Genomic DNA, 17,884 nt, shown 5'->3' with positions numbered 1-17,884 from the left:
GTGACTTGCGGTATTGTGTGCGGCCTTTTTCGCCACGGATCCAAGACTGCGCCATGCCACTGACCAAACGCCAGCAAGCCGCCATGGAGCGCTTGCTGGCCACTACCCTCACCGAAGCCTGCGAAGCGGCCAAGATCCGCCTCGAAGGTTTTTCCTGGTTGACCCACGAAGTGGACTACGCGGTGTTTCCCGCCAGCCTGGTGGTGGTTTGGGTGTTCGCTGCCCAGGCCGACAAGGAGCGAGCCCTGGCGGCAGGGGAGGGGCCGTGGATGATCGAGCTCACGGCCCAGGCGCTGGCGGATGCCGGCGTCACCCTGGAGCCGGTGGCAGGCCATGTGTTCTTCGACAGCGAAGAACAGTGCCAGCGGATCAGTGGTGGTGATTGGACCCGGCGCCTGGCGCGCCTGCGACCGGGGCGGGGCTGAGATGGCCAAGGAAATCGACAACCCCTGTATTGCCCTGTGCCAGCTCAGCGGCGACTTGTGCGTGAGCTGCGGGCGCACCAAGGACGATATCCGCAAGTGGAAACGCATGAAGCGCCCAGAGAAGATGGCCGCCGTGCAACGGGCCAGCGCCCGCCTCAAGGCCCTGCGCAAAAAGCAGGGTTGAAGGGGCTGGCCTGTCGTCCGCGCGTTGGCTACACCCCTTGCCGGCGCATGGCCAGGATGGTGCTGCCGAAGAAGATGAACGTGGAGCCCACGACCCGGTTGACCCATTTGGACAGCGCCGGGCGGGTCAGCACGCCTTTGGCCCGGGAGGCCAGCAGGGCGTAGATGCTCAGCGAGGTCAGCGACAGCGCCATGAAGATCAGGGTCAGGATGAGGAATTGCGGCAGCAGGGCGGCATGCTGGTCGATGAATTGCGGGAACAGCGCGGTGAAGAAAATGGTCGCCTTGGGGTTGGTGGCGGCGGTCAGGAACGCCGACTTGAACAGTTTGAACCGCGGCGGGGCGCTGACGCCCTGGTCATCCGGGCTGCTGGCGCTGAGCAACGGGCTCTTGCTCAACAACTGCTTGGCACCCAGGTAGAACAGGTAACCGGCGCCGAGGATCTTCACGGCGTTGAATACCCATTCGGAACTGGCGATCAGCGCCCCCAGGCCCAGCATGGCCGCCGCGGACATGCAGAACAGGCCACTGATATTGCCCAGGGATGACCACAGGGTGGACTTGGCGCCGTAGGTCACGCTGTTGTGCAGCGCTACCAGGGTGGCCGGGCCGGGACTGGCGATGGCAATGGCGGCGACCAGGGTGTAGGTGAGGATCGAGTGGGCATCCATGGCTTGGACTCGTCGGGGAAAGAGGGCTGGATTCTACAGGAAAAACCACCGGCAACTCCTCTGCGACACGCGTCGCAAGGGCCGGCTAGAGCGGTCGGTGGTAGACCACCAGGTCACAGGACGAGGCGATCACCAGGCTCCGGCCGCTGTAGGAAAAGCCAAAGGCCCGGCATTCATGCTCGATGGCCAGCTTGTGGAAGATCGCCGGGCGGTTGTGCTGGGCGCCGTAGAGCCAGGAGCCCGGCTCGACCAGCAACAAGTGTTGTTCGGGCCACGCCAGGGGCACATTGTGCACCGCCCAGCCATCGTCGCTGCCCAGGGGCAGGCTGCCGCCATTGATTCCGGACATGGCGATGCGCCGACCCGCCAGGGGGCCGATGCCCTCGGCCTCGAGGTAGCGATCGCTTTCGACCTCCTCGGTATAGTCCCGGGCGATCTTCTCGCCAGTTTCGCAGTCGATGACACTGCGCCCGGCACTGGAAGTCACCAGCAGCAGTTCCCGATCACGATCGAAGCCGACTTCCAGCAGGCTGCCGGCGGCGCGCCGGGTGACCAGTACCCAGGGCGCCGGGGCCGGGCTGATCGGCTGCTGTCTGATGGTGTCGCGCAGGGTTTGCAGGGGGGATGGGTCCATGAAGGCTCCGCTTGCTGGCTTGTGCGCTGCTCAAGATGAACGGCAGCGGGCGATTCTAGCCAACGGGCGGTTTTGCCGCTCTACATCATTGCCATGATCGATAGTTATCATCAAAAAGTGGAGGTTCCGTTTTTCCTGCAAAGGAGGAAGATAGCGCTTACACCGTTTTTGCTGCAGAAGGAAATACCCGATGAGAATCTCGACTTTGTTGGCCCTTGTCGTCGTCTTGCTCTCGGGAACCGGTACTCCAGCGATGGCTCTGGCTGGCGATGACATGGCCTGCCATTTCCTGCCCATGGCCGACAGCGGCGCCAACCTGCAGCGGGCCCGGTCGGTCGGCGTGTTGTACAGCGAAAACACCCTCAATACCCTCGAATACCTCGAGCACTACCATTCGGTGGCGCTCAACGGCGCGAAGAACGCCGGTCTCGATCCTCGTATCAGCCAGGCCTTCGTCGACAGCTCCGATCCGAAATTGGCGATCAACTGGCTGATGGCGTCGCTGAACAAGCATTTCGCTGCGGTGACCGTCTATGACAACCTCGATGCCGTGGTCCAGGCCCATCCCGACGTGGTGGTGATGCTCGACACCTACAACCAGCTGGTGACCAAGCGCAACAATCGAGTGGAGGCGCGCTTCATCGCCAAGTTCTACGACTCCAACCTGCAGTACATCGGCCAGGCCGAAGGGGTTCGGGCCAAGGACTTGCCTTCAGTCTGGGTACGGGGCAAGGCGGCCCCGGAAATCGCTGCCCAGATCAACCAGCAGACCGATTTGCAACTCGATGCCCTGAAACAATTCGACGTCTCGCTCAAGGCCCTGGTGACCCAGGAGGATGCCGGGCAGATGGCGGTCAATCAGTGACGTTATCCTGGCTGCAATGCAAACGCCCCGACTTGTCGGGGCGTTTTCGTTCAGGGGGCATGCACGCTCAAGGCGCGCCGAACATCGCGGTCCAGTAGATGCCGGCATCGCTTTTCGGGTCCACCGCGTAGGCCGCGCCCAGTTCCTGGTAGCCGGGGTTCATCAGGTTGGCGCAGTGCCCGGGGCTGGCCAGCCAGCCGTCCAGCACCTTGCGCACGCTGTCCTGGCCGGCGGCGATGTTCTCGCCCACTTGCTGGCCGGCATAACCTGCCAGCTCCGCACGGTCGCCGGGGGTGCGGCCATCGTGGTCCTTGTGGTCGAAATAGTTCTGGTTGGCCATGGCCCGGCTGTGTTCCTGGGCGGTGCTGCCCAGGGTGGCATTCCAGGCCAGGGGCGCGGTGGCGGCAAAACCCTGGCCACCGCATTGCCGTGCCTGGCTGCGGGCGTTGTTGATCTGCGCCAGCAATTGCTGGCCCTCGGCCTGCCAGTCGCCCAGGCGCGCCGAGAGCAATGGGCGGGCGAGGACGATGCGCCACTGGGCGGCCTGGCGATTGACCGCGATATCGACGAACTGCGGGTCCAGCACCACCTGGCAGAAACTCTCGCGGATCGCCTGCATCGCCGCCTGGGCATCGCGCGGGCCGGAGAGACTGATGGCCTGGACGTTGACCATGGGGTACGCCGCCCGTGCCAGGGCTTGCTGCAGGTCGCCGACGTTGTCCACCGGCAGGATCAGGCGCGGGTCGCTGGCCAGCGGCGGTAGTTCGGACGAGGCCTGGTTGGCGCAGCGTTGCGGCTGGCTGCGGTAGGCGTTGATCGACTCGATCAGCTGCGCCTGGTCATCGGCCATGGCTCCGGCCGGGTCCAGCAGGGCCAGGGACAGGGTGGCGACGGGCAACAGCAATGAGCGCATGGACATGAAGGTCTCCCTGGAATCGGACGCGCCCATGATGCACTCGCCGCCAGGGCTTTTCACCCATTGGCGGATGAAATCGGCGTCAGCCGGAGTGCCTCAGTAGAAGTCGTAGTACAGCGCCCATTCGCCGCTGTCCCGATGCTTCCAGAACATCAGGCTGCCACTGTCCACCACGTTGAGATTGATCTTGGCGTCGGAGGAGATCTGCATCACGAACTCGAAGCCTTCGCCCGGGTCGATCCCCGACTGGCAGAACGATGGGTAGCCCCCAAGCTTGTGTTCGTAGCAGTGGGTGGTCAGGTCGTAGTAGCACTCGATGCGGCCGGAACGTTCCAGTTCGAGGATTTCCAGCTCCAGGTCCCGGGGCACGCCGCCACCGTCCCACAGCGGGTAGTCGGCGGGCACCACCTCGGCCTTGAGCGGGAAGGGCTTGAGAAAGGCCTTCTCGGCCGTCAGCTCCTTGCGCACCAATACGTCCTCGTCACGGTATTCGCGTACCAGCCAACGCTCGCCCATGGGTTCGAGCTCATCAGGAAAGGGGTTGGCGATGAACACCGTGAGTACCTTGACTCCTTGCAAATGCGGGCTGCGAAAGGGTAGGGAGGGCAGGTGGAACTGGGCGAAGGGCAGCAGGATTTCCCCCGCGCTGTTGCGTGGCAGCTCTTCGTCTTCGCGAAACAGGAAGACTCGGCCCAGCCAACTCTCTTCATCGCTATGGCTGGGGCGAAAACCGCCGGCGGTGAACTTCAGCGCCGGTTTGGCCAGTCGGTCCTGGATGCTCTGGATGTCCATGGTCAAGTACAGCGTCCTTTATGGGGGGAACGGGAGCGCGATCATACAAAAGCCGCGCCTGGCGCGCAGCGCCCGAATGCGCTTCGGGCACTGCGTTGGCGCGCTTTAGAACTGCGGCGTGTATTTCACGCTGAGCATGAAGTTGCGCGGGTCGCCAAAGCTGTTGTTGCCACCCAGTTGGTTGTAGCCGGAGATGTAGTAGTGCTTGTCGAACAGGTTGTAGGCATTGAGCGCCAGGCTGACCTGGTCGTTGACCTGGTAGGCGATACGCGCGTTCCAGACGGTGTAGCCCGGTACCTTGTAGCTTCGCTCGTAACCCAGGGTATGGCTCTGGCTGGTGAAGCCCAGGCCGGTGCTGACCTTGCTCCACCCGCCGTCCAGGCGATAGTCGCCCCACACCCGCAGCATGTGTTTCGGGGTCCAGGTGCTGAAGGTCCGCCCCTGTTCCTGTGGGTCCTTGAGGATCTTGGTGGTGTTGTAGGTGTAGCCCGCGGACAGTTGCAGGCGATCCAGCACTTCGCCACTGACTTCGGCTTCCAGGCCCTGGCTGCGCACCTGGCCGGAGGCGGTGGAGCAGTACCAGCCATCACAGGCAAAACCCGAGGCCTTGTCCTGGACGGCGCGGTTCTTCTGGTCGTAGCGGAACAGCGCCAGGGACGTGTTGACCCGGCCATCGAGCAATTCGCCCTTGAGTCCCACTTCATAGTTGGTGCCGATCACCGGTTGCAGCACCGAGCCGCTGGCGGTGCGTGAGCTCTGGGGTTCGAACACATCGGTGTAGCTGGCGTAGAGCGACCACTGGCGGCTCAAGTCATAGATGAAACCGGCATAGGGCGTGACTTCGCCGTTGTTGGTCATGGTGCTCGGCGACTGCACCGTGGCCTTGCGCGTGATGGCTTGGTAATCGGTGGCATCGTAGCGATAGTCGTACCAGCTCACACGCGAGCCCAGCACCAGGGTCAAGTCCTGCACCGGCTTGATCCGCCAACTGCCGTACAGGCCTTTCTGGCGGATGTCGTAGCGGCTGTGGGTGGCACGGCCACCGGGAGTATTGAGCAGGCTGTCGTAGCTGATGGGCGGCCGGTCATGCTCGATGGCGAAGATGTTGCCGCCATTGTTGAAGGTGCGGGCAAACACGTCGTCGCTGGTCATCTTCGAGTAGTTGCCGCCCAGGGTCACTTCCTGCTCCATGGACAAGCCCTCGAAGCGTCCCGTGAGGTTCATGTCCAGGCCGATCTTGGTGTTATCGAAATCAGTGACCCAGTCGGCGTACTGCACGCCGCTGCCGTCGGCATCGAGGCCGTCGGCGATGGTCTGGGTGCGCTGCTGGGTCGAGTCGTTGTCTTCGCTCATGCGCACGGCGCCGACCTTGAACGTCCAGTCCTGGTTGAAGCGATGCTCCAGGTCGGCGTACAGGGTGGTGACGTTGATCTGCGAGTGGTTCCAGCGGGCACCGCTGTAGGTCGAGCGGGGCACGTCGACCGGGCTGCCATCGGCGTGCCGCGGCAGGCCGCGGATCATCGGCCGCGATTCGGCTTCCGAGCGGCTCACGGCCAGGCCCAGGGTGGTGTCGTCGCTGAAGTCGAAATCCAGGGCGCCATAGAGCGAGTGGGTCTTGCTCCACTGCTTGTCGATGAACGAATCACTCTGGTCTTCGTCCAGCACCACACGTCCGCGTAGCGTGCCGGCATCATTCAGCGGGCCGCCGGCATCCAGTTGCAGGCCATAGTGGTCCCAGGATCCGGCCTTGCCGGTCAGGGTCACGGTCGGGGCGTCCTGGCCGCGCTTGCGCACCAGGTTGATCGCGCCCCCCGGGCTGCCGGTGCCCTGCAGCAGGCCGGAAGCGCCGCGCAACACTTCCAGGCGGTCGAAGAAAATCAGGTCCTGGGTCGCCCAGTTGCCCAGCGAGTAGGTGTTGCGGGGGATCGGCACGCCATCGTATTGCCAATCGTCGATCTGGAAGCCCCGCGACGACAGGATCATGCCTTTGCCCACCCCTTGCACACCCACCAGGCCGGTGGTCTGGTTGGCGGCGGCCTTGAGGTCGGTCAAGCCCTGGTCATCCAGTTGCTTGCGGGTCATCACCGTGACCGATTGCGGGATTTCTCGCAGGCTGTGCTGGCCCTTGCCGATGGTCACGGCGCGTGCAGCGTAGGAGTTGGAGCCTTCGGTGGTGGCGCTGTCGAACCCGCTCTCGACGATGTCGGTCATGCCCAGTTGTACCCCGGCGCTAGCGGCGGGGAGCGGTTCGACGCTGAAGTGGCCGCTGGCGGTGAGCCGCAGTTGCAAGCCGCTATCGACCAAGGCGGCGCGCATGGCCTGGGTCGGTGTCATCGTGCCGTTCACTGCTGGCGCCTGCTTGCCCGAGACCAGGCCTGGGTCCAGGGACAGCACGACACCGCTCTGGCCGGCAATGGCATTGAGCGTCACCGCCAGCGGGCCGGCTGGCAGGTTGAAGGGACGGGACTGCTCCTGGGCCAGGACCGGACCGCTCAGGGCAGTCACGGCGATGGCGACGGGCATGGCATGGAACCAAGGGTTGCGCACGAAATTCTCCTGATTGCGTTGAAGTGTCAGGAGATAGGTGGGACGAAAAGTCAAAACCAGACACGAATGAGAGTTATTTTTAAAAAATATCCACTCTCAACTTCGTGGCTGGATCAACGTGAGCCAAGGGCCGTAGCGCTCGATGCGGATGGGCAGGGTCTGGGCCAGCGCATCGAGGGCGCGTTCCGGATCGTCCAGGGGAAATACCCCCTGGACGCGCAGCTGGCTGATTGCCGGGTTGACTCGGATAAAGCCCCGGCAATAGGGACGCAGCGCGGCAATGACCTGCTCCAGGGAGTCATCCAGCACGCTCAAGCGGCCGTTGAGCCAGTCGCCACGGTATGCCTGGTCCTGCGCCAGCAGTTCGATCCGCCCAGGATGCAGCAGCGCGGCCTGGCCCTGTGGCAGGTCCTGTACCGGGCCGGTGGGCAGGCGCAGGCGCACTGAGTGTTCTAGCACTACAACCCGGCTGGCATCGGCTTCCTGGCTCACCAGGAAGCGCGTGCCCAGGGCCTGGACCTGGCCCTGGAGGGTTTGCACCCGCAGGGGGCGCCGGGAGTCGCTGGCCACCTGGATCAGCAGTTGCCCGTGACGCAGGAGCACCAGCCGTTGCTGGTGGTCGAAGCTCAGGTCCACGGAGCTTTCGGCATCCAGGCTCAGGCGGCTGCCATCGGGCAGGATGAAATCCCGGCGCTGGCCCCGGCCGGTACTGAAGTCCGCCAGCAGGGTTTCGCCAACTTGCGTCCGGGCACCCAGCCACAGACCGCCACCCAGCAGGCCGAGCCCGGCCACCCCGCGCAGCAGTTGCCGGCGCGAGGCATGGGGGCTGAGCAGCAATTGTCGTGCTTCGCCCGCTTGCCCTGGCAGGCGCTGGTCGAGGGTACGCAAAGTATTGAACGACGTCCCCAGCTTGGCTTGCAGTTGCTGCCAGGCTTGGGCGTGGGCAGGATCACTGGCCAGCCAGGCGGCCAGCTCCTGTTCCAGGCGTGGGTCCGCTTCGCCGGCACGCAGGCGCACCATCCAGTCGATGGCCTGCTCGACCACCGGGTCCAGGCGTTGTCGGCTCACAGGCCCAGTTCACTCAGGTAGCACTGGCGCAAGGCCTGTTTCATGTAGCGGCTGACGGTGCGTTCGGACAATTGCAGCTTGTTGGCGATTGCCACATAGCTCAGGCCATCGAGCTGGCTGTAGAGGAAGGCGGTCTTGACGATCATTGGCAGGCCATCCAGCGCACGATCGATCGCCACCAGGGCCTCGATCAGCAGCAATTGCTCTTCGGGGGAGGGCGCGAGCAATTCCGGCAGGGCGCTCAGGCGCTGCAGGTAGGCCTGCTCCAGCTGGCGCCGCCGATGCCGGTCGAACACCAGGCGCCGGGCGATGGTGGACAAGTAGGCCCGGGGTTGTTCGATGCTGTCCGGGTCGACCTGGGCGCTGAGCAATTGGCAGAAGGTATCCGCGGCGGTGTCTTCAGCATCGGCACGGTTGCCCAGGCGTTTTTGAATGTGTTGCAGCAACCACCGGTGATGGTCGCTGAAAAAGAAGCCCAGCTTGTTGCTCGCAGATGAGTGCACCATTGGCCGCCGAGATGTGAGTGTGAATCGTTCTCAATAATACAAGGGCGTCGAACAGGACTGCAATCGTCGCATGAGGGCGCTGTGGCCCTCACCGATCGGCACGGCATGGGAGGAACGATTTCAGCTTTCACGGCCGTGGGCCGCATCGGCCAGCCGCTGGGTATCGACCCGCACGAACAGCGAGTTGCCGATGGCCGTGAGCACGTCGCCGGCATACACCTCGCACACCACCCGGCTCTTGCGTGCCACTTCACCTTCGACCCGGGCGCGCAGGGTCAGGGGCATGCCCATGGGGGTCGGCTTGATGAACTTGATCCCCAGGTTGCCGGTCACGCAGTCGATGCGCGGCAGGCTGCCCGGGGCCCGCTGTTCGTTGCGGTAGTGGTAGGCCATGGCGGTCCAGTTGGAGTGGCAGTCCACCAGCATGGCGATCAGGCCGCCGTACACCAGGTCCGGCCAGCCGCAGTACTTGGCCTCCGGCTGGTGCTCGGCGATCACGTGGATACCGTCCTCGTGCCAGTGGCTCTTGATGTGCAGGCCGTGGTGGTTGCTGCTGCCGCAGCCGAAGCAGACGCCCTCGGGCGCGGTGGTGTCTTGCAGGGAAGTCGCGTGCATGGTTGTTCTTCTTGTCCTTGACGATGGTCTGGCGGGTATCGCGGTCGGCCATGATGCCCGTGGTGGTGCCACAGGCCAAGGTCTGCGGCGGCGCCGGGAAAGGATTTGCGCCAGCGTCCCTGTGACGCATTGATTGCGGCGGATGTCGTAGTGCCTCGGGGCTTGCCAAGGGCGCCGCAGCCAAGACAGGCTGATGCCGTAATGATATTCTTGCGCTGAATCGGTTCATCGTTTGTGCAAAAATATGCCCCCTGTGCTTTGCTTCAAATGGCCTGATCGGGTCCTTTGCAAGCGTGCGGGTGTCTCTGGCAAACCTGCCGAGCGTAATGTCAGGCAGTGTCCATCCACCTTCCTTGGTGGAATCCGACCCTTTTTCCCTGCTGGTTCCCGCGAAGGCGGGTACCGCCGTTGCCCGTCGATTCGGCGCCAGCGGAACATGGAAAGGAGCAGGGTGGCTGCCTGTCGGCTGCGTCCCGTGACGAGCCCCGAGCCCCGAGTAACAAGTGTCACTCATGTAGCTGAGCCAACAACGACAAGAAGTCAGCACCGGAGCGATATACAACTGAGGTCGAGCGCGTTTCGTCGGCCTTGTGTGCCCACCCCCCAGTTCTCATGAATGCGTTCATCCGGGACCTGCGAAATGCCTGTTTCGCACCCTCCGGGATTCACAGGATCGAGGATCGGGCGGCGGATGGCGTTCTATCGTAGGTACTACAGAATGTTGAAGAAAGTGAACACGGCCCTCATCGGGCTGGCGATGTCGATAGGTCTGACGACCGCCCATGCGGCCGAGCCAAAAAAAGTGGATGTGCTGCTGATCGGCGGCGGCATCATGAGTTCGACCCTCGGGGTCTGGCTCAACGAGCTGCAGCCGGACTGGTCCATGGAGATGGTCGAGCGCCTGGATGGCGTGGCCGAGGAAAGCTCCAACGGCTGGAACAACGCCGGTACCGGTCACTCGGCCCTGGCCGAGCTGAACTACACCCCTGAAGGCAAGGACGGCAAGATCGAGATCGCCAAGGCCATCGAGATCAACGAAGCGTTCCAGATTTCCCGCCAGTTCTGGTCGTGGCAGGTCAAGAGCGGCGTCCTGAAGAACCCGCGTTCGTTCATCAACTCCACGCCGCACATGAGCTTCGTCTGGGGCGATGACAACATCAAGTTCCTCAAGGCTCGCTACGAGGCCCTGCAAGCCAGCCCGCTGTTCAGCGGCATGCAGTACTCCGAAGACGCCGAGCAGATCAAGAAGTGGGTTCCACTGATGATGGAAGGGCGTGACCCGGCGCAGAAGATCGCTGCGACCTGGAGCCCGATCGGCACCGACGTCAACTTCGGCGAGATCACCCGCCAGTTCGTCGCCCACCTGCAGGCCCAGCCCAACTTCGCCCTGAAGCTGTCCAGCGAAGTAGAAGAAATCGAGCGCAACCAAGATGGCTCGTGGCGCGTGACCTACAAGAACCTCAAGGACGGTTCGAAAACCGAGACCGACGCCAAGTTCGTGTTCATCGGCGCTGGCGGCGGTGCCCTGCACCTGCTGCAGAAGTCGGGTATCCCCGAGGCCAACGAATACGCCGGTTTCCCGGTGGGTGGCTCGTTCCTGGTGACCGACAACGCCAGCGTTGCCGAGCAGCACCTGGCCAAGGCCTACGGCAAGGCTTCGGTCGGCGCGCCACCGATGTCCGTACCGCACCTGGACACCCGCGTGCTGGATGGCAAGCGCGTGATCCTGTTTGGCCCGTTCGCTACCTTCTCCACCAAGTTCCTCAAGGAAGGTTCGTACTTCGACCTGCTGACCAGCACCACCACCCACAACATCTGGCCGATGACCAAGGTGGGCATCGAGCAGTACCCGCTGGTGGAATACCTGGCCGGCCAGCTGATGCTGTCGGATGACGACCGTTTCGCGGCGCTCAAGGAATACTTCCCCAACGCCAAGCAGGAAGACTGGCGCCTGTGGCAGGCCGGCCAGCGCGTGCAGATCATCAAGCGTGACGAAGAGAAGGGCGGCGTGCTGAAACTGGGCACCGAGATCGTCGCTTCCCAGGACGGCAGCATCGCCGGCCTGCTGGGCGCTTCCCCGGGCGCTTCGACCGCCGCGCCAATCATGCTCAGCGTGCTGCAGAAAGTCTTCAAGGACCAGGTGGCCACTCCAGCCTGGCAAGAGAAGCTGAAGCAGATCGTGCCGAGCTACGGCACTGCCCTGAACGACAGCCCTGAGCGTGTGGCCAAAGAGTGGGCCTACACCGCCGAAGTGCTGCAGCTGACCACGCCGCCACCAGTCAAGGGTGCGGCTCCTCAAGCGCCGGCCAGCATGGCCAAGCCTGAGAGCAACCCAGCGGCCGACATGGCGCTGTAAGCCCCGCTCCCGCCCGCGTTCGCCGGGCGGGACATCGCCGATGCCCTTGGCATCGGCTGGCTGGTCCGATTGCGGTGGCGTGTCGCCGCCGCAATGGGGCAGCCCCCCCCAAGCCTTCCCAATCTTGCCTTGCCATGCGGCGCTGCGCCCCTGCGCCTGCGTGAAGGGGTATCATGGCGCGCCCGCTCCTGGCGGACATGCCCCAACCCTCGGAGTCACCGCCCAGATGTCCAGCATCACCCTGTTCCAGGCCCCGCCCGCCGAAGCCATCCAGAGCCAGATCCAGCAGATGGTGGTGGACTACATCACCGACATCAGTGCGGTCGCCATCGCTCCCAGCAATCCGCTGTACAACCTCTACCAGTACGGCGTCGGCTACGAGGTGCACCTGTACCTGCAGGCCATGGACGGTTCCCGGGATCTGGCCGTGGAGCTGCTGGTGGCCGGCGACCCGCTGGACCCGGAGCAGGTGCAGGGCTTCTTGCTCTACCTGCCGCTCAAGGACGACCCAGAAGCTTGCGCCGTGGCCTACATGGCGGTCCGCCAGGACCTGCGCCGCCAGGGCATCGCCCGGCAGATGCTGGCGGCGATGCGCGCACGCTATCCCCATGCCGAGCTGGCCTGCAGCCCGGCCAAGCTCCGGTGCTTCGAGGCCCTGGGGTTCCAACTGTTGGGCGCCCGTGGCCCGCAGGTGCTGATGAACACCCGCGAGCATGGCAGCGATGGCTTGCTGGCAGTGCTGGATGTGGCGCCGATCTACAACTCGGTGGAGGTGCGGCAGATCCATACTTACCTGCTGGCGCAGCATGGGCGCAAGGCGATGATCGAGGCGGAGAAGAAGCGCGACCGCCACCTCGACCAATTGACCCGCCAGGCCCAAGCCCTGGTGCGCGAGCGCCTGGGCGAAGCGGCCTTGCATCGCTCGCGGGCACCGCGCCTGGTCTGACCCTGCTCCGGCAGATCTTGCAGTCGCTGCGCGCCCGAGCGCGGCCTGCGGCAGCGGCCACACCAAGCCTCAACGCATGGCTCCTGTAGCCGCTGTCGAGCCACGGCGAGGCTGCGCCAAGGCCCGCAGGGCCTTTGGGGGGTGCTGGGTCCAGAGGCTTGTGCCACTGCTCCTGCCTGGATAATCTCGCACAAACACGCAGAATCGGGCATCAACATGCAAAACCTGCATTCCACCGCTGAACTACCGTCCCTGCGCCGGCAAAAGATCCTCCTGCTGCTCGAGCGCGACGGCAAGGTCATGGCCGCCGAGCTGAGCCGGCATTTCTCGGTTTCCGAGGACACCATCCGCCGTGACCTGGCGGAGCTGGATGCCGCTGGCCTGGTGCAGCGGGTCCACGGTGGCGCGCTGCCCCGGCCCAAGGACAGTGGCAAGGATTACTTCACCCGGGTAGGCGAGACCGACGTGGTGAAGATGCGCCTGGCGCAGTTCGCCGCACAGTGGGTGCAGGAGGGGCAGACGGTGTTGTTCGACTCCGGCTCCACCACCTTGCACATCGCCCGCTCGCTGCCCCGGGATATCGGCCTGACTGCGGTCACCGCCTCGCCGCTGATCGCCGTGGCCCTGGCCGAATACTCCAGGGTCCGGGTGATCCTGGCCGGCGGCCAGCTCAACCCGGCGGCGTTGGCCGCCAGCGGCCATGAAGCGCTGCGGATGCTCCAGGGCATCAAGGCCGACCTGCTGTTCACCGGGGTCTGCGCGATCCACCCGGAGATCGGCATCAGCTCCCTGCATTTCGATGAAGTGCCGATCAAGCAGGCGATGTTCGACAGCGCCGCGCAAGTCATTGCCGTGACTACCGCCGACAAGCTCGGGGCCATGGAGCCTTTTGTCGTGGCGCCCTGCAATCGTCTGCACCGGCTGGTGACAGAGCGGGAAGTGGCGAGCGCGGAGCTCGAAGGCTATCGACAGCAGGGAGTCGAGGTACTGCAGGTCTGACTCCAGGCAGTTATCAGAGCAGGGCTTTTACTTCATCGAACCTGTCCGCCACTTTCTTGCTGGCTCATCCACTGCGCCATCTGCCGCAAGCGGCTGCTGAAACCGGCATCGGCGGGACTTGTCGCTTCGGCGGCTTGGCGGAACTCGTCGATGACCGCTTTCATTTGCGGGTAGTGCCGCACAAACAACTGGGCATGTTCGTCCAGGCTGCGGGGCCAGCTCGGTTCCTGCTCCGGGCGCAGCAGGTTGGTCGCGCGAAGGAGCTTGCGCGAGGCCTCGCGTTGCAGGCGCAGGGTCTGCCCAGGGGTTGGCGCGTGGTCGATGCGCGTGGCGTAGTCGTTCAGCACCGCAAGAAAATCGCCGTTCACCGCCAGGGCTATTTCCCGGCTGGGCTTGAACGGGGCGAAGCGCTGGCGCAAGTCCTCGCCCAGCAGGCAGCGACAATGATGCTTGAGCCAATAGCCCCAGCTGTGGCGATTGTCGCTGGCCAGGACTTGCTCCAGGTGGCCGATATCGAAATCGATCTTCGACACCTCGGGATGCCGCGCCTGTAATTGCAGGCGCAGCTGTTCCAGCTCATCGAGCAGGCCCGGGGTAGGTGGCTGTCGCAGGATGAGGGTCAGGTCCAGGTCGGAGACCCCAACCCGGGCCTCGCCCCGGGCCACGCTGCCGTACAGGTAGAGGCTGTGCAGCGATGGCTGGCCCAGGCGGTGGCACAGCTCATCGAGCAGGGCACCGAACCCAGGTTGCAGGGGCGGCTCGGGAGGCAGCCTGATCAAGCCTTCGGCATCGACGCCGAACGTACTGGGCATTTGCATGGGATGGCCTGCGAAAAAAAACCAGCGCCAGCTTAACAGGTTGCGGCAGGCTGCTTGGAGCCTGCCGCAACCTTGCATCGCTCAGTTCTTGAAGGCCGAGTGCTTGCGGCCCTGGTCACACAGGGCGAACACCACCACCAGCACCGCGGCAATGGCGAGGATGATCACCACGCCATCGGTGGAATGGGTGGGCGAGGCGGCCACCAGCGACAGTCCGCCCAGCGGGGCCAGGCCACCGGCGATGGCGGTGCCGATCTCGCGCCCGGTGCCGAAGCCCGAGGAGCGGGTCGCGGTGGGGAACTGGCGGCTGAGGAACGAGCCCTGGGGCGCGAACATCATCGGTGCCAGGATGCCGGTGCCGACCCCGATGGCGAGGTAGATCATCAGGCTGTCGCCGGTGTTGAGCAGGGCCAGGAACGGGTAGGCGAACAGCACCGAGAACAGGCCGCCGAGCACCAGGACGGTCTTGCTGCTCCACTTGTCGCACAGCCAGCCGAAGAACGGCACGGCGACGATGGCCACCAGGCTGGCGATGGTCACCGACAGCGAGGTCACGTGCACATCGACATGCTTGTACTGGGTCAGGTAGGCCAGGGAGAAGGTCTTGAAGATGTAGCTCAGGGCGTTGTAGCCGATGGCCACGAAGAACACCACGGCCAGGCCCTTGAGGTCGTTCTTGAACAGTGCCTTGAGCGGCGAGGCCTGGGCCTTGCGGCTCTGCTGGTCCAGTTCCTTGAACTCCGGGGTTTCCGGAATGCTCTTGCGCACCCACAGGCCGACGCCCACCAGCACGATGCTGCACACGAAAGGAATGCGCCAGCCGCCGGCCAAGAGGAATTCGTTGCCGTTGATGGTCAGCAGGTAGATGGTCAGCGACGACAGCAAAAGGCCCAGGTTCAGCCCCAGTGCCGGCCAGGCGCCCTGGCTGCCGCGCTTGCCTTCGCTGGCGTGTTCGTAGGAGGTGACCGCCGCGCCGGACAGTTCGGCGCCGGCACCCAGGCCCTGGATGATGCGGATCGCCACCAGGATGATCGGCGCCCAGATGCCGATCGAGGCGTAGCTGGGAATCAGGCCGATCAGCGCGGTGCATACGCCCATCAGGCAGAAGGTCAGCACCAGCACCTGCTTACGCCCGAACTTGTCGCCCAGGTAGCCGAACAGCACGCCGCCGAAGGGGCGGGCGATGAAGCCGATGGCGAAGGTGGAGAACGACATCAGCATGGCGCTGTTGGGGTTGCTGGTATCGAAGAAAATCTTCGAGAAGACGATCGCCGCCATGGTGGCGTAGAGGTAGAAGTCGTACCACTCCAGCATCGAGCCGAAGATGGTGGCCGCCGCGACCTTGCGCAGGCGTTTCCTGGTTTGCTGTGGGGTTTGCGCTGCAGTAATGCTGGGTTCAACTGCGGTCATCGGGTGCATCCTCTTGGATCATTGTATTTATTGTCGGGTGACGCGAGCACGCGATCCTGCCGGCGTCGTCGAGGCGCCGGGCAACGCGAGTGCCAGGGTGTTTCAGCCGGCCTGGAAGATCCGGTCGGCGATCATCGAGCCAATGGGAATCGCCGAGGTGGCGGCGGGCGAGGGCGCGTTGCACACATGCAACATGCGCGAGGTTTCGGCGAACAGGAAATCGTGGACCAGGCTGCCATCGCGCATTACCGCCTGGGCGCGGATACCCGCTTCGTAGGGCAGCAGGTCGCTGACTTCCAGGGACGGGCAATACTTGCGGCACTGCTCCAGGTAGCCGGACTTGAACAGCGAGTTCTTCATCTCGGTGGTGCCGGAGCCGAGGTTCTGCCAGATGGTTTTCCAGAACCCGGGGAAGCTGGCGTATTGCGCGACATCGCGCCAGTTGATGGAGAACTTGCGGTAGTTTTCCCGGCCCAGGCCCAGCACCGCGTTGGGGCCGACGGTAACGCTACCGTCGATCATGCGGGTCAGGTGCACGCCGAGGAACGGCAGCTCCGGATCGGGAATCGGGTAGATCAGGTGGTTGACGATGTCGTTCTTCGCCGCCGGCAGGCGGAAGTACTCACCGCGAAAGGGGATGATCTGGTGATCGATCCGCACTCCGGCCAGGGTCGCCAGGCGGTCGGACTGCAGGCCGGCGCAAGCCACCAGTTTCTTCGCCCGCCAACTGCCGCCATGGGTGCCGACGGTGACGCTGTCGGCGTGCTCCTGGATGGCGGTGACGGTCTGCCCCAGGCAGATCTCGCCACCGGCGCGGCGGATCACCCGGGCCATGGTGTCGCACACCTGGCGATAATCGACGATGCCGGTGGCGTCCAGGAACAGCCCGCCCAGGCCGACAATGTTCGGTTCGCGCTGGCGCAGTTGCTCGGCATCCAGGCGCTCGACCTTCAGGCCATTGAGCTGCGAGCGTTGGTACAAGGCTTCCATGCGCTGCACTTCCAGGGCATTGGAGGCCACCAGCACCTTGCCGCAGACCTCGAACTTGATCCCATGCTCGGTACAGAACTGCTTGGTGGCCTCGGCGCCGCGCTTGCACAGGTCGGCCTTGAGACTGCCCGGCGCGTAGTAGATCCCGGCGTGGATCACGCCGCTGTTGTGCCCGGTCTGGTGCTTGGCCAGCACGCTTTCCTTTTCCAGGACCACCAGCGAAGCGCCGGGCTGGCGCTTGAGGATCTCCATCGCCGTGGCCAGTCCGACGATGCCGCCGCCGATGATGCAAAAGTCGTAGATCATGGTTCCAGGTGTCCGTATCAGTCTGGTTATCAGGTTGTCAGACTAAGTAGTCCGATAAAAACCGCAGGCTCGGCCTGCGGTCTGGCGCAATAGGGTCAGTCGAGGGTAGGCAACTCCAGGCCCAGGCGCTTGGCCGAGGCCCGCAAATGGGCATCGGCACAGCCGGCGGCGGCCTGGCGGTCACCGGCGGCGATGGCCTGGTACAGCGCCTGGTGTTCCTGGGCCGCGTCGGCAGAACCGCCGACCAGGCGCAGCGCCGAGTTTTCCCAGGCAGTCTTGCGGGCACTGGCCAGCTGGCTGCGCAGGAAGTCATGGAAGGCCACGAAGTAATCGTTCTTGCTGGCTTCGGCGATGGCCCGGTGGAACGCCACGTCGGCCAGGGCCGCGGCTTCGAAATCACTGCGCTTGTCGTGCATTTCCTGTAGCGCGGCCTGCATCCGTTGCAGGTCGTCGGCGTCCCGGCGCTGGGCGGCGATCGACGCGGCCTGGGTCTCGATCCACAGGCGCATCTCGAACATCTGCGCCAGGTCCGCCAGGCGTCCTTCGCTCTGGGGGAAGCGGAACACCGTGCCGGCCGGGGTCTTGGAGATGTACGAGCCCAGGCCACGGCGGGCGATCAGCACGCCATCGGCCTTGAGCTGGGCGATGGCCTCGCGCACCACCGAGCGACTGACATTGAGCTGTTCAGCCAGTTGCTGTTCGGTGGGCAGGCGCGACTCGGGAGCCAGTCGGCCGGAGTCGATCTCATTGCGGATGGCGTTGACGACCCGCACGACCAGGGAGTCGGGGCGCTGGAGTTCGAGCATGGGTAAACCTTGTAAGTCAGGTTGTCAGACA

General features: G+C 64.4%; 18 protein-coding genes. 6 read left to right on the top strand and 12 right to left on the bottom strand.

Annotation, left to right across the window (positions count from 1 at the left end; genetic code table 11):
• Nucleotides 1–53: 53 nt before the first annotated feature.
• On the top strand, nucleotides 54–425 hold the full coding sequence (locus CAG11_RS12590; protein ID WP_022643764.1) for a hypothetical protein: 372 nt from the start codon (nucleotides 54–56) through the stop codon (nucleotides 423–425).
• 1 nt (nucleotide 426) lies between these two features.
• Nucleotides 427–609 carry a DUF1289 domain-containing protein gene (locus CAG11_RS12585; RefSeq protein ID WP_022643765.1) on the top strand — a complete coding sequence of 61 codons (183 nt, stop codon included), beginning with the start codon at nucleotides 427–429 and terminating at the stop codon, nucleotides 607–609.
• Nucleotides 610–637: 28 nt separating this feature from the next.
• Here CAG11_RS12585 and CAG11_RS12580 read toward each other — a convergent pair whose 3' ends face one another.
• Together CAG11_RS12580 and CAG11_RS12575 are read right to left on the bottom strand one after the other, a co-directional pair.
• Nucleotides 638–1,279, bottom strand: a complete 642-nt coding sequence (locus CAG11_RS12580) for a LysE family translocator (RefSeq protein ID WP_085596583.1) — start codon at nucleotides 1,277–1,279, stop codon at nucleotides 638–640.
• 85 nt (nucleotides 1,280–1,364) lie between these two features.
• Nucleotides 1,365–1,913, bottom strand: a complete 549-nt coding sequence (locus tag CAG11_RS12575) for a hypothetical protein (protein ID WP_085596582.1) — start codon at nucleotides 1,911–1,913, stop codon at nucleotides 1,365–1,367.
• A gap of 190 nt (nucleotides 1,914–2,103) precedes the next feature.
• Between CAG11_RS12575 and CAG11_RS12570 the strand changes: the two genes are divergently transcribed.
• Entirely contained in the window at nucleotides 2,104–2,778 is a 675-nt protein-coding gene (locus CAG11_RS12570) for a hypothetical protein (RefSeq protein ID WP_031321508.1), read from the top strand.
• A gap of 67 nt (nucleotides 2,779–2,845) precedes the next feature.
• Here CAG11_RS12570 and CAG11_RS12565 read toward each other — a convergent pair whose 3' ends face one another.
• The 6 genes from CAG11_RS12565 to CAG11_RS12540 form a co-directional block, all read right to left on the bottom strand.
• Complete coding sequence (locus CAG11_RS12565) at nucleotides 2,846–3,697, bottom strand: CAP domain-containing protein (protein ID WP_085596581.1); 852 nt, start codon at nucleotides 3,695–3,697, stop codon at nucleotides 2,846–2,848.
• Between the two features lie 93 nt (nucleotides 3,698–3,790).
• Nucleotides 3,791–4,486, bottom strand: a complete 696-nt coding sequence (locus CAG11_RS12560; RefSeq protein ID WP_085596580.1) for a DUF1963 domain-containing protein — start codon at nucleotides 4,484–4,486, stop codon at nucleotides 3,791–3,793.
• Nucleotides 4,487–4,591: 105 nt separating this feature from the next.
• Nucleotides 4,592–7,033 carry a TonB-dependent receptor gene (locus CAG11_RS12555; RefSeq protein ID WP_085596579.1) on the bottom strand — a complete coding sequence of 814 codons (2,442 nt, stop codon included), beginning with the start codon at nucleotides 7,031–7,033 and terminating at the stop codon, nucleotides 4,592–4,594.
• A gap of 96 nt (nucleotides 7,034–7,129) precedes the next feature.
• On the bottom strand, nucleotides 7,130–8,101 hold the full coding sequence (locus tag CAG11_RS12550) for a FecR family protein (RefSeq protein WP_085596578.1): 972 nt from the start codon (nucleotides 8,099–8,101) through the stop codon (nucleotides 7,130–7,132).
• Entirely contained in the window at nucleotides 8,098–8,607 is a 510-nt protein-coding gene (locus CAG11_RS12545) for a sigma-70 family RNA polymerase sigma factor (RefSeq protein WP_219738283.1), read from the bottom strand. The genes CAG11_RS12550 and CAG11_RS12545 overlap by 4 nt, the downstream gene beginning before the upstream one ends.
• 120 nt (nucleotides 8,608–8,727) lie before the next feature.
• Nucleotides 8,728–9,222 (bottom strand): PaaI family thioesterase, encoded by a 495-nt coding sequence (locus CAG11_RS12540; protein ID WP_085596577.1) that lies wholly within the window; start codon nucleotides 9,220–9,222, stop codon nucleotides 8,728–8,730.
• Between the two features lie 718 nt (nucleotides 9,223–9,940).
• Between CAG11_RS12540 and mqo the strand changes: the two genes are divergently transcribed.
• From mqo to CAG11_RS12525, 3 genes are all read left to right on the top strand, one after another.
• Complete coding sequence (gene mqo, locus CAG11_RS12535) at nucleotides 9,941–11,578, top strand: malate dehydrogenase (quinone) (protein ID WP_022643772.1); 1,638 nt, start codon at nucleotides 9,941–9,943, stop codon at nucleotides 11,576–11,578.
• 226 nt (nucleotides 11,579–11,804) lie between these two features.
• The gene (locus CAG11_RS12530) at nucleotides 11,805–12,524 is read left to right on the top strand and encodes a GNAT family N-acetyltransferase (protein ID WP_085596576.1); all 720 of its coding nucleotides are present in this window, start codon (nucleotides 11,805–11,807) and stop codon (nucleotides 12,522–12,524) included.
• A gap of 216 nt (nucleotides 12,525–12,740) precedes the next feature.
• Nucleotides 12,741–13,523 (top strand): DeoR/GlpR family DNA-binding transcription regulator, encoded by a 783-nt coding sequence (locus CAG11_RS12525; RefSeq protein ID WP_085596575.1) that lies wholly within the window; start codon nucleotides 12,741–12,743, stop codon nucleotides 13,521–13,523.
• A gap of 32 nt (nucleotides 13,524–13,555) precedes the next feature.
• Here the strand turns inward: CAG11_RS12525 and CAG11_RS12520 are convergent, their stop codons facing one another.
• The 4 genes from CAG11_RS12520 to CAG11_RS12505 all read right to left on the bottom strand — a co-directional run bounded on the left by CAG11_RS12520 (nucleotide 13,556) and on the right by CAG11_RS12505 (nucleotide 17,853).
• On the bottom strand, nucleotides 13,556–14,341 hold the full coding sequence (locus tag CAG11_RS12520; protein ID WP_085596665.1) for a nucleotidyltransferase family protein: 786 nt from the start codon (nucleotides 14,339–14,341) through the stop codon (nucleotides 13,556–13,558).
• A gap of 81 nt (nucleotides 14,342–14,422) precedes the next feature.
• Nucleotides 14,423–15,751 (bottom strand): MFS transporter, encoded by a 1,329-nt coding sequence (locus tag CAG11_RS12515; protein WP_085596574.1) that lies wholly within the window; start codon nucleotides 15,749–15,751, stop codon nucleotides 14,423–14,425.
• Nucleotides 15,752–15,853: 102 nt separating this feature from the next.
• Entirely contained in the window at nucleotides 15,854–17,047 is a 1,194-nt protein-coding gene (gene lhgO / locus CAG11_RS12510) for an L-2-hydroxyglutarate oxidase (protein WP_085596573.1), read from the bottom strand.
• A 95-nt stretch (nucleotides 17,048–17,142) separates the two neighbouring features.
• A complete protein-coding gene (locus CAG11_RS12505) occupies nucleotides 17,143–17,853 on the bottom strand; it encodes a FadR/GntR family transcriptional regulator (RefSeq protein WP_053136270.1) in 711 nt (236 codons plus the stop codon).
• Between the last annotated feature and the right edge of the window lie 31 nt (nucleotides 17,854–17,884).

The organism is Pseudomonas sp. B6(2017) (genome assembly GCF_002112765.1).
GTDB classification, from domain to species: domain Bacteria; phylum Pseudomonadota; class Gammaproteobacteria; order Pseudomonadales; family Pseudomonadaceae; genus Aquipseudomonas; species Aquipseudomonas piscis.
Note: the sequence above shows the minus strand (reverse complement) of the source record. Positions and strands in the feature narration are given on the sequence as shown.

Coding starts and splice junctions, on each gene's coding strand:
- CAG11_RS12545 (WP_219738283.1), bottom strand. CDS start 8,607: ATGGTGCACTCATCTGCGAGCAACAAGCTGGGCTTCTTTTTCAGCGAC.
- CAG11_RS12580 (WP_085596583.1), bottom strand. CDS start 1,279: ATGGATGCCCACTCGATCCTCACCTACACCCTGGTCGCCGCCATTGCC.
- CAG11_RS12560 (WP_085596580.1), bottom strand. CDS start 4,486: ATGGACATCCAGAGCATCCAGGACCGACTGGCCAAACCGGCGCTGAAG.
- CAG11_RS12520 (WP_085596665.1), bottom strand. CDS start 14,341: ATGCAAATGCCCAGTACGTTCGGCGTCGATGCCGAAGGCTTGATCAGG.
- CAG11_RS12525 (WP_085596575.1), top strand. CDS start 12,741: ATGCAAAACCTGCATTCCACCGCTGAACTACCGTCCCTGCGCCGGCAA.
- CAG11_RS12575 (WP_085596582.1), bottom strand. CDS start 1,913: ATGGACCCATCCCCCCTGCAAACCCTGCGCGACACCATCAGACAGCAG.
- CAG11_RS12540 (WP_085596577.1), bottom strand. CDS start 9,222: ATGCACGCGACTTCCCTGCAAGACACCACCGCGCCCGAGGGCGTCTGC.
- CAG11_RS12570 (WP_031321508.1), top strand. CDS start 2,104: ATGAGAATCTCGACTTTGTTGGCCCTTGTCGTCGTCTTGCTCTCGGGA.
- CAG11_RS12515 (WP_085596574.1), bottom strand. CDS start 15,751: ATGACCGCAGTTGAACCCAGCATTACTGCAGCGCAAACCCCACAGCAA.
- CAG11_RS12585 (WP_022643765.1), top strand. CDS start 427: ATGGCCAAGGAAATCGACAACCCCTGTATTGCCCTGTGCCAGCTCAGC.
- lhgO (WP_085596573.1), bottom strand. CDS start 17,047: ATGATCTACGACTTTTGCATCATCGGCGGCGGCATCGTCGGACTGGCC.
- CAG11_RS12565 (WP_085596581.1), bottom strand. CDS start 3,697: ATGTCCATGCGCTCATTGCTGTTGCCCGTCGCCACCCTGTCCCTGGCC.
- CAG11_RS12505 (WP_053136270.1), bottom strand. CDS start 17,853: ATGCTCGAACTCCAGCGCCCCGACTCCCTGGTCGTGCGGGTCGTCAAC.
- CAG11_RS12590 (WP_022643764.1), top strand. CDS start 54: ATGCCACTGACCAAACGCCAGCAAGCCGCCATGGAGCGCTTGCTGGCC.
- mqo (WP_022643772.1), top strand. CDS start 9,941: ATGTTGAAGAAAGTGAACACGGCCCTCATCGGGCTGGCGATGTCGATA.
- CAG11_RS12530 (WP_085596576.1), top strand. CDS start 11,805: ATGTCCAGCATCACCCTGTTCCAGGCCCCGCCCGCCGAAGCCATCCAG.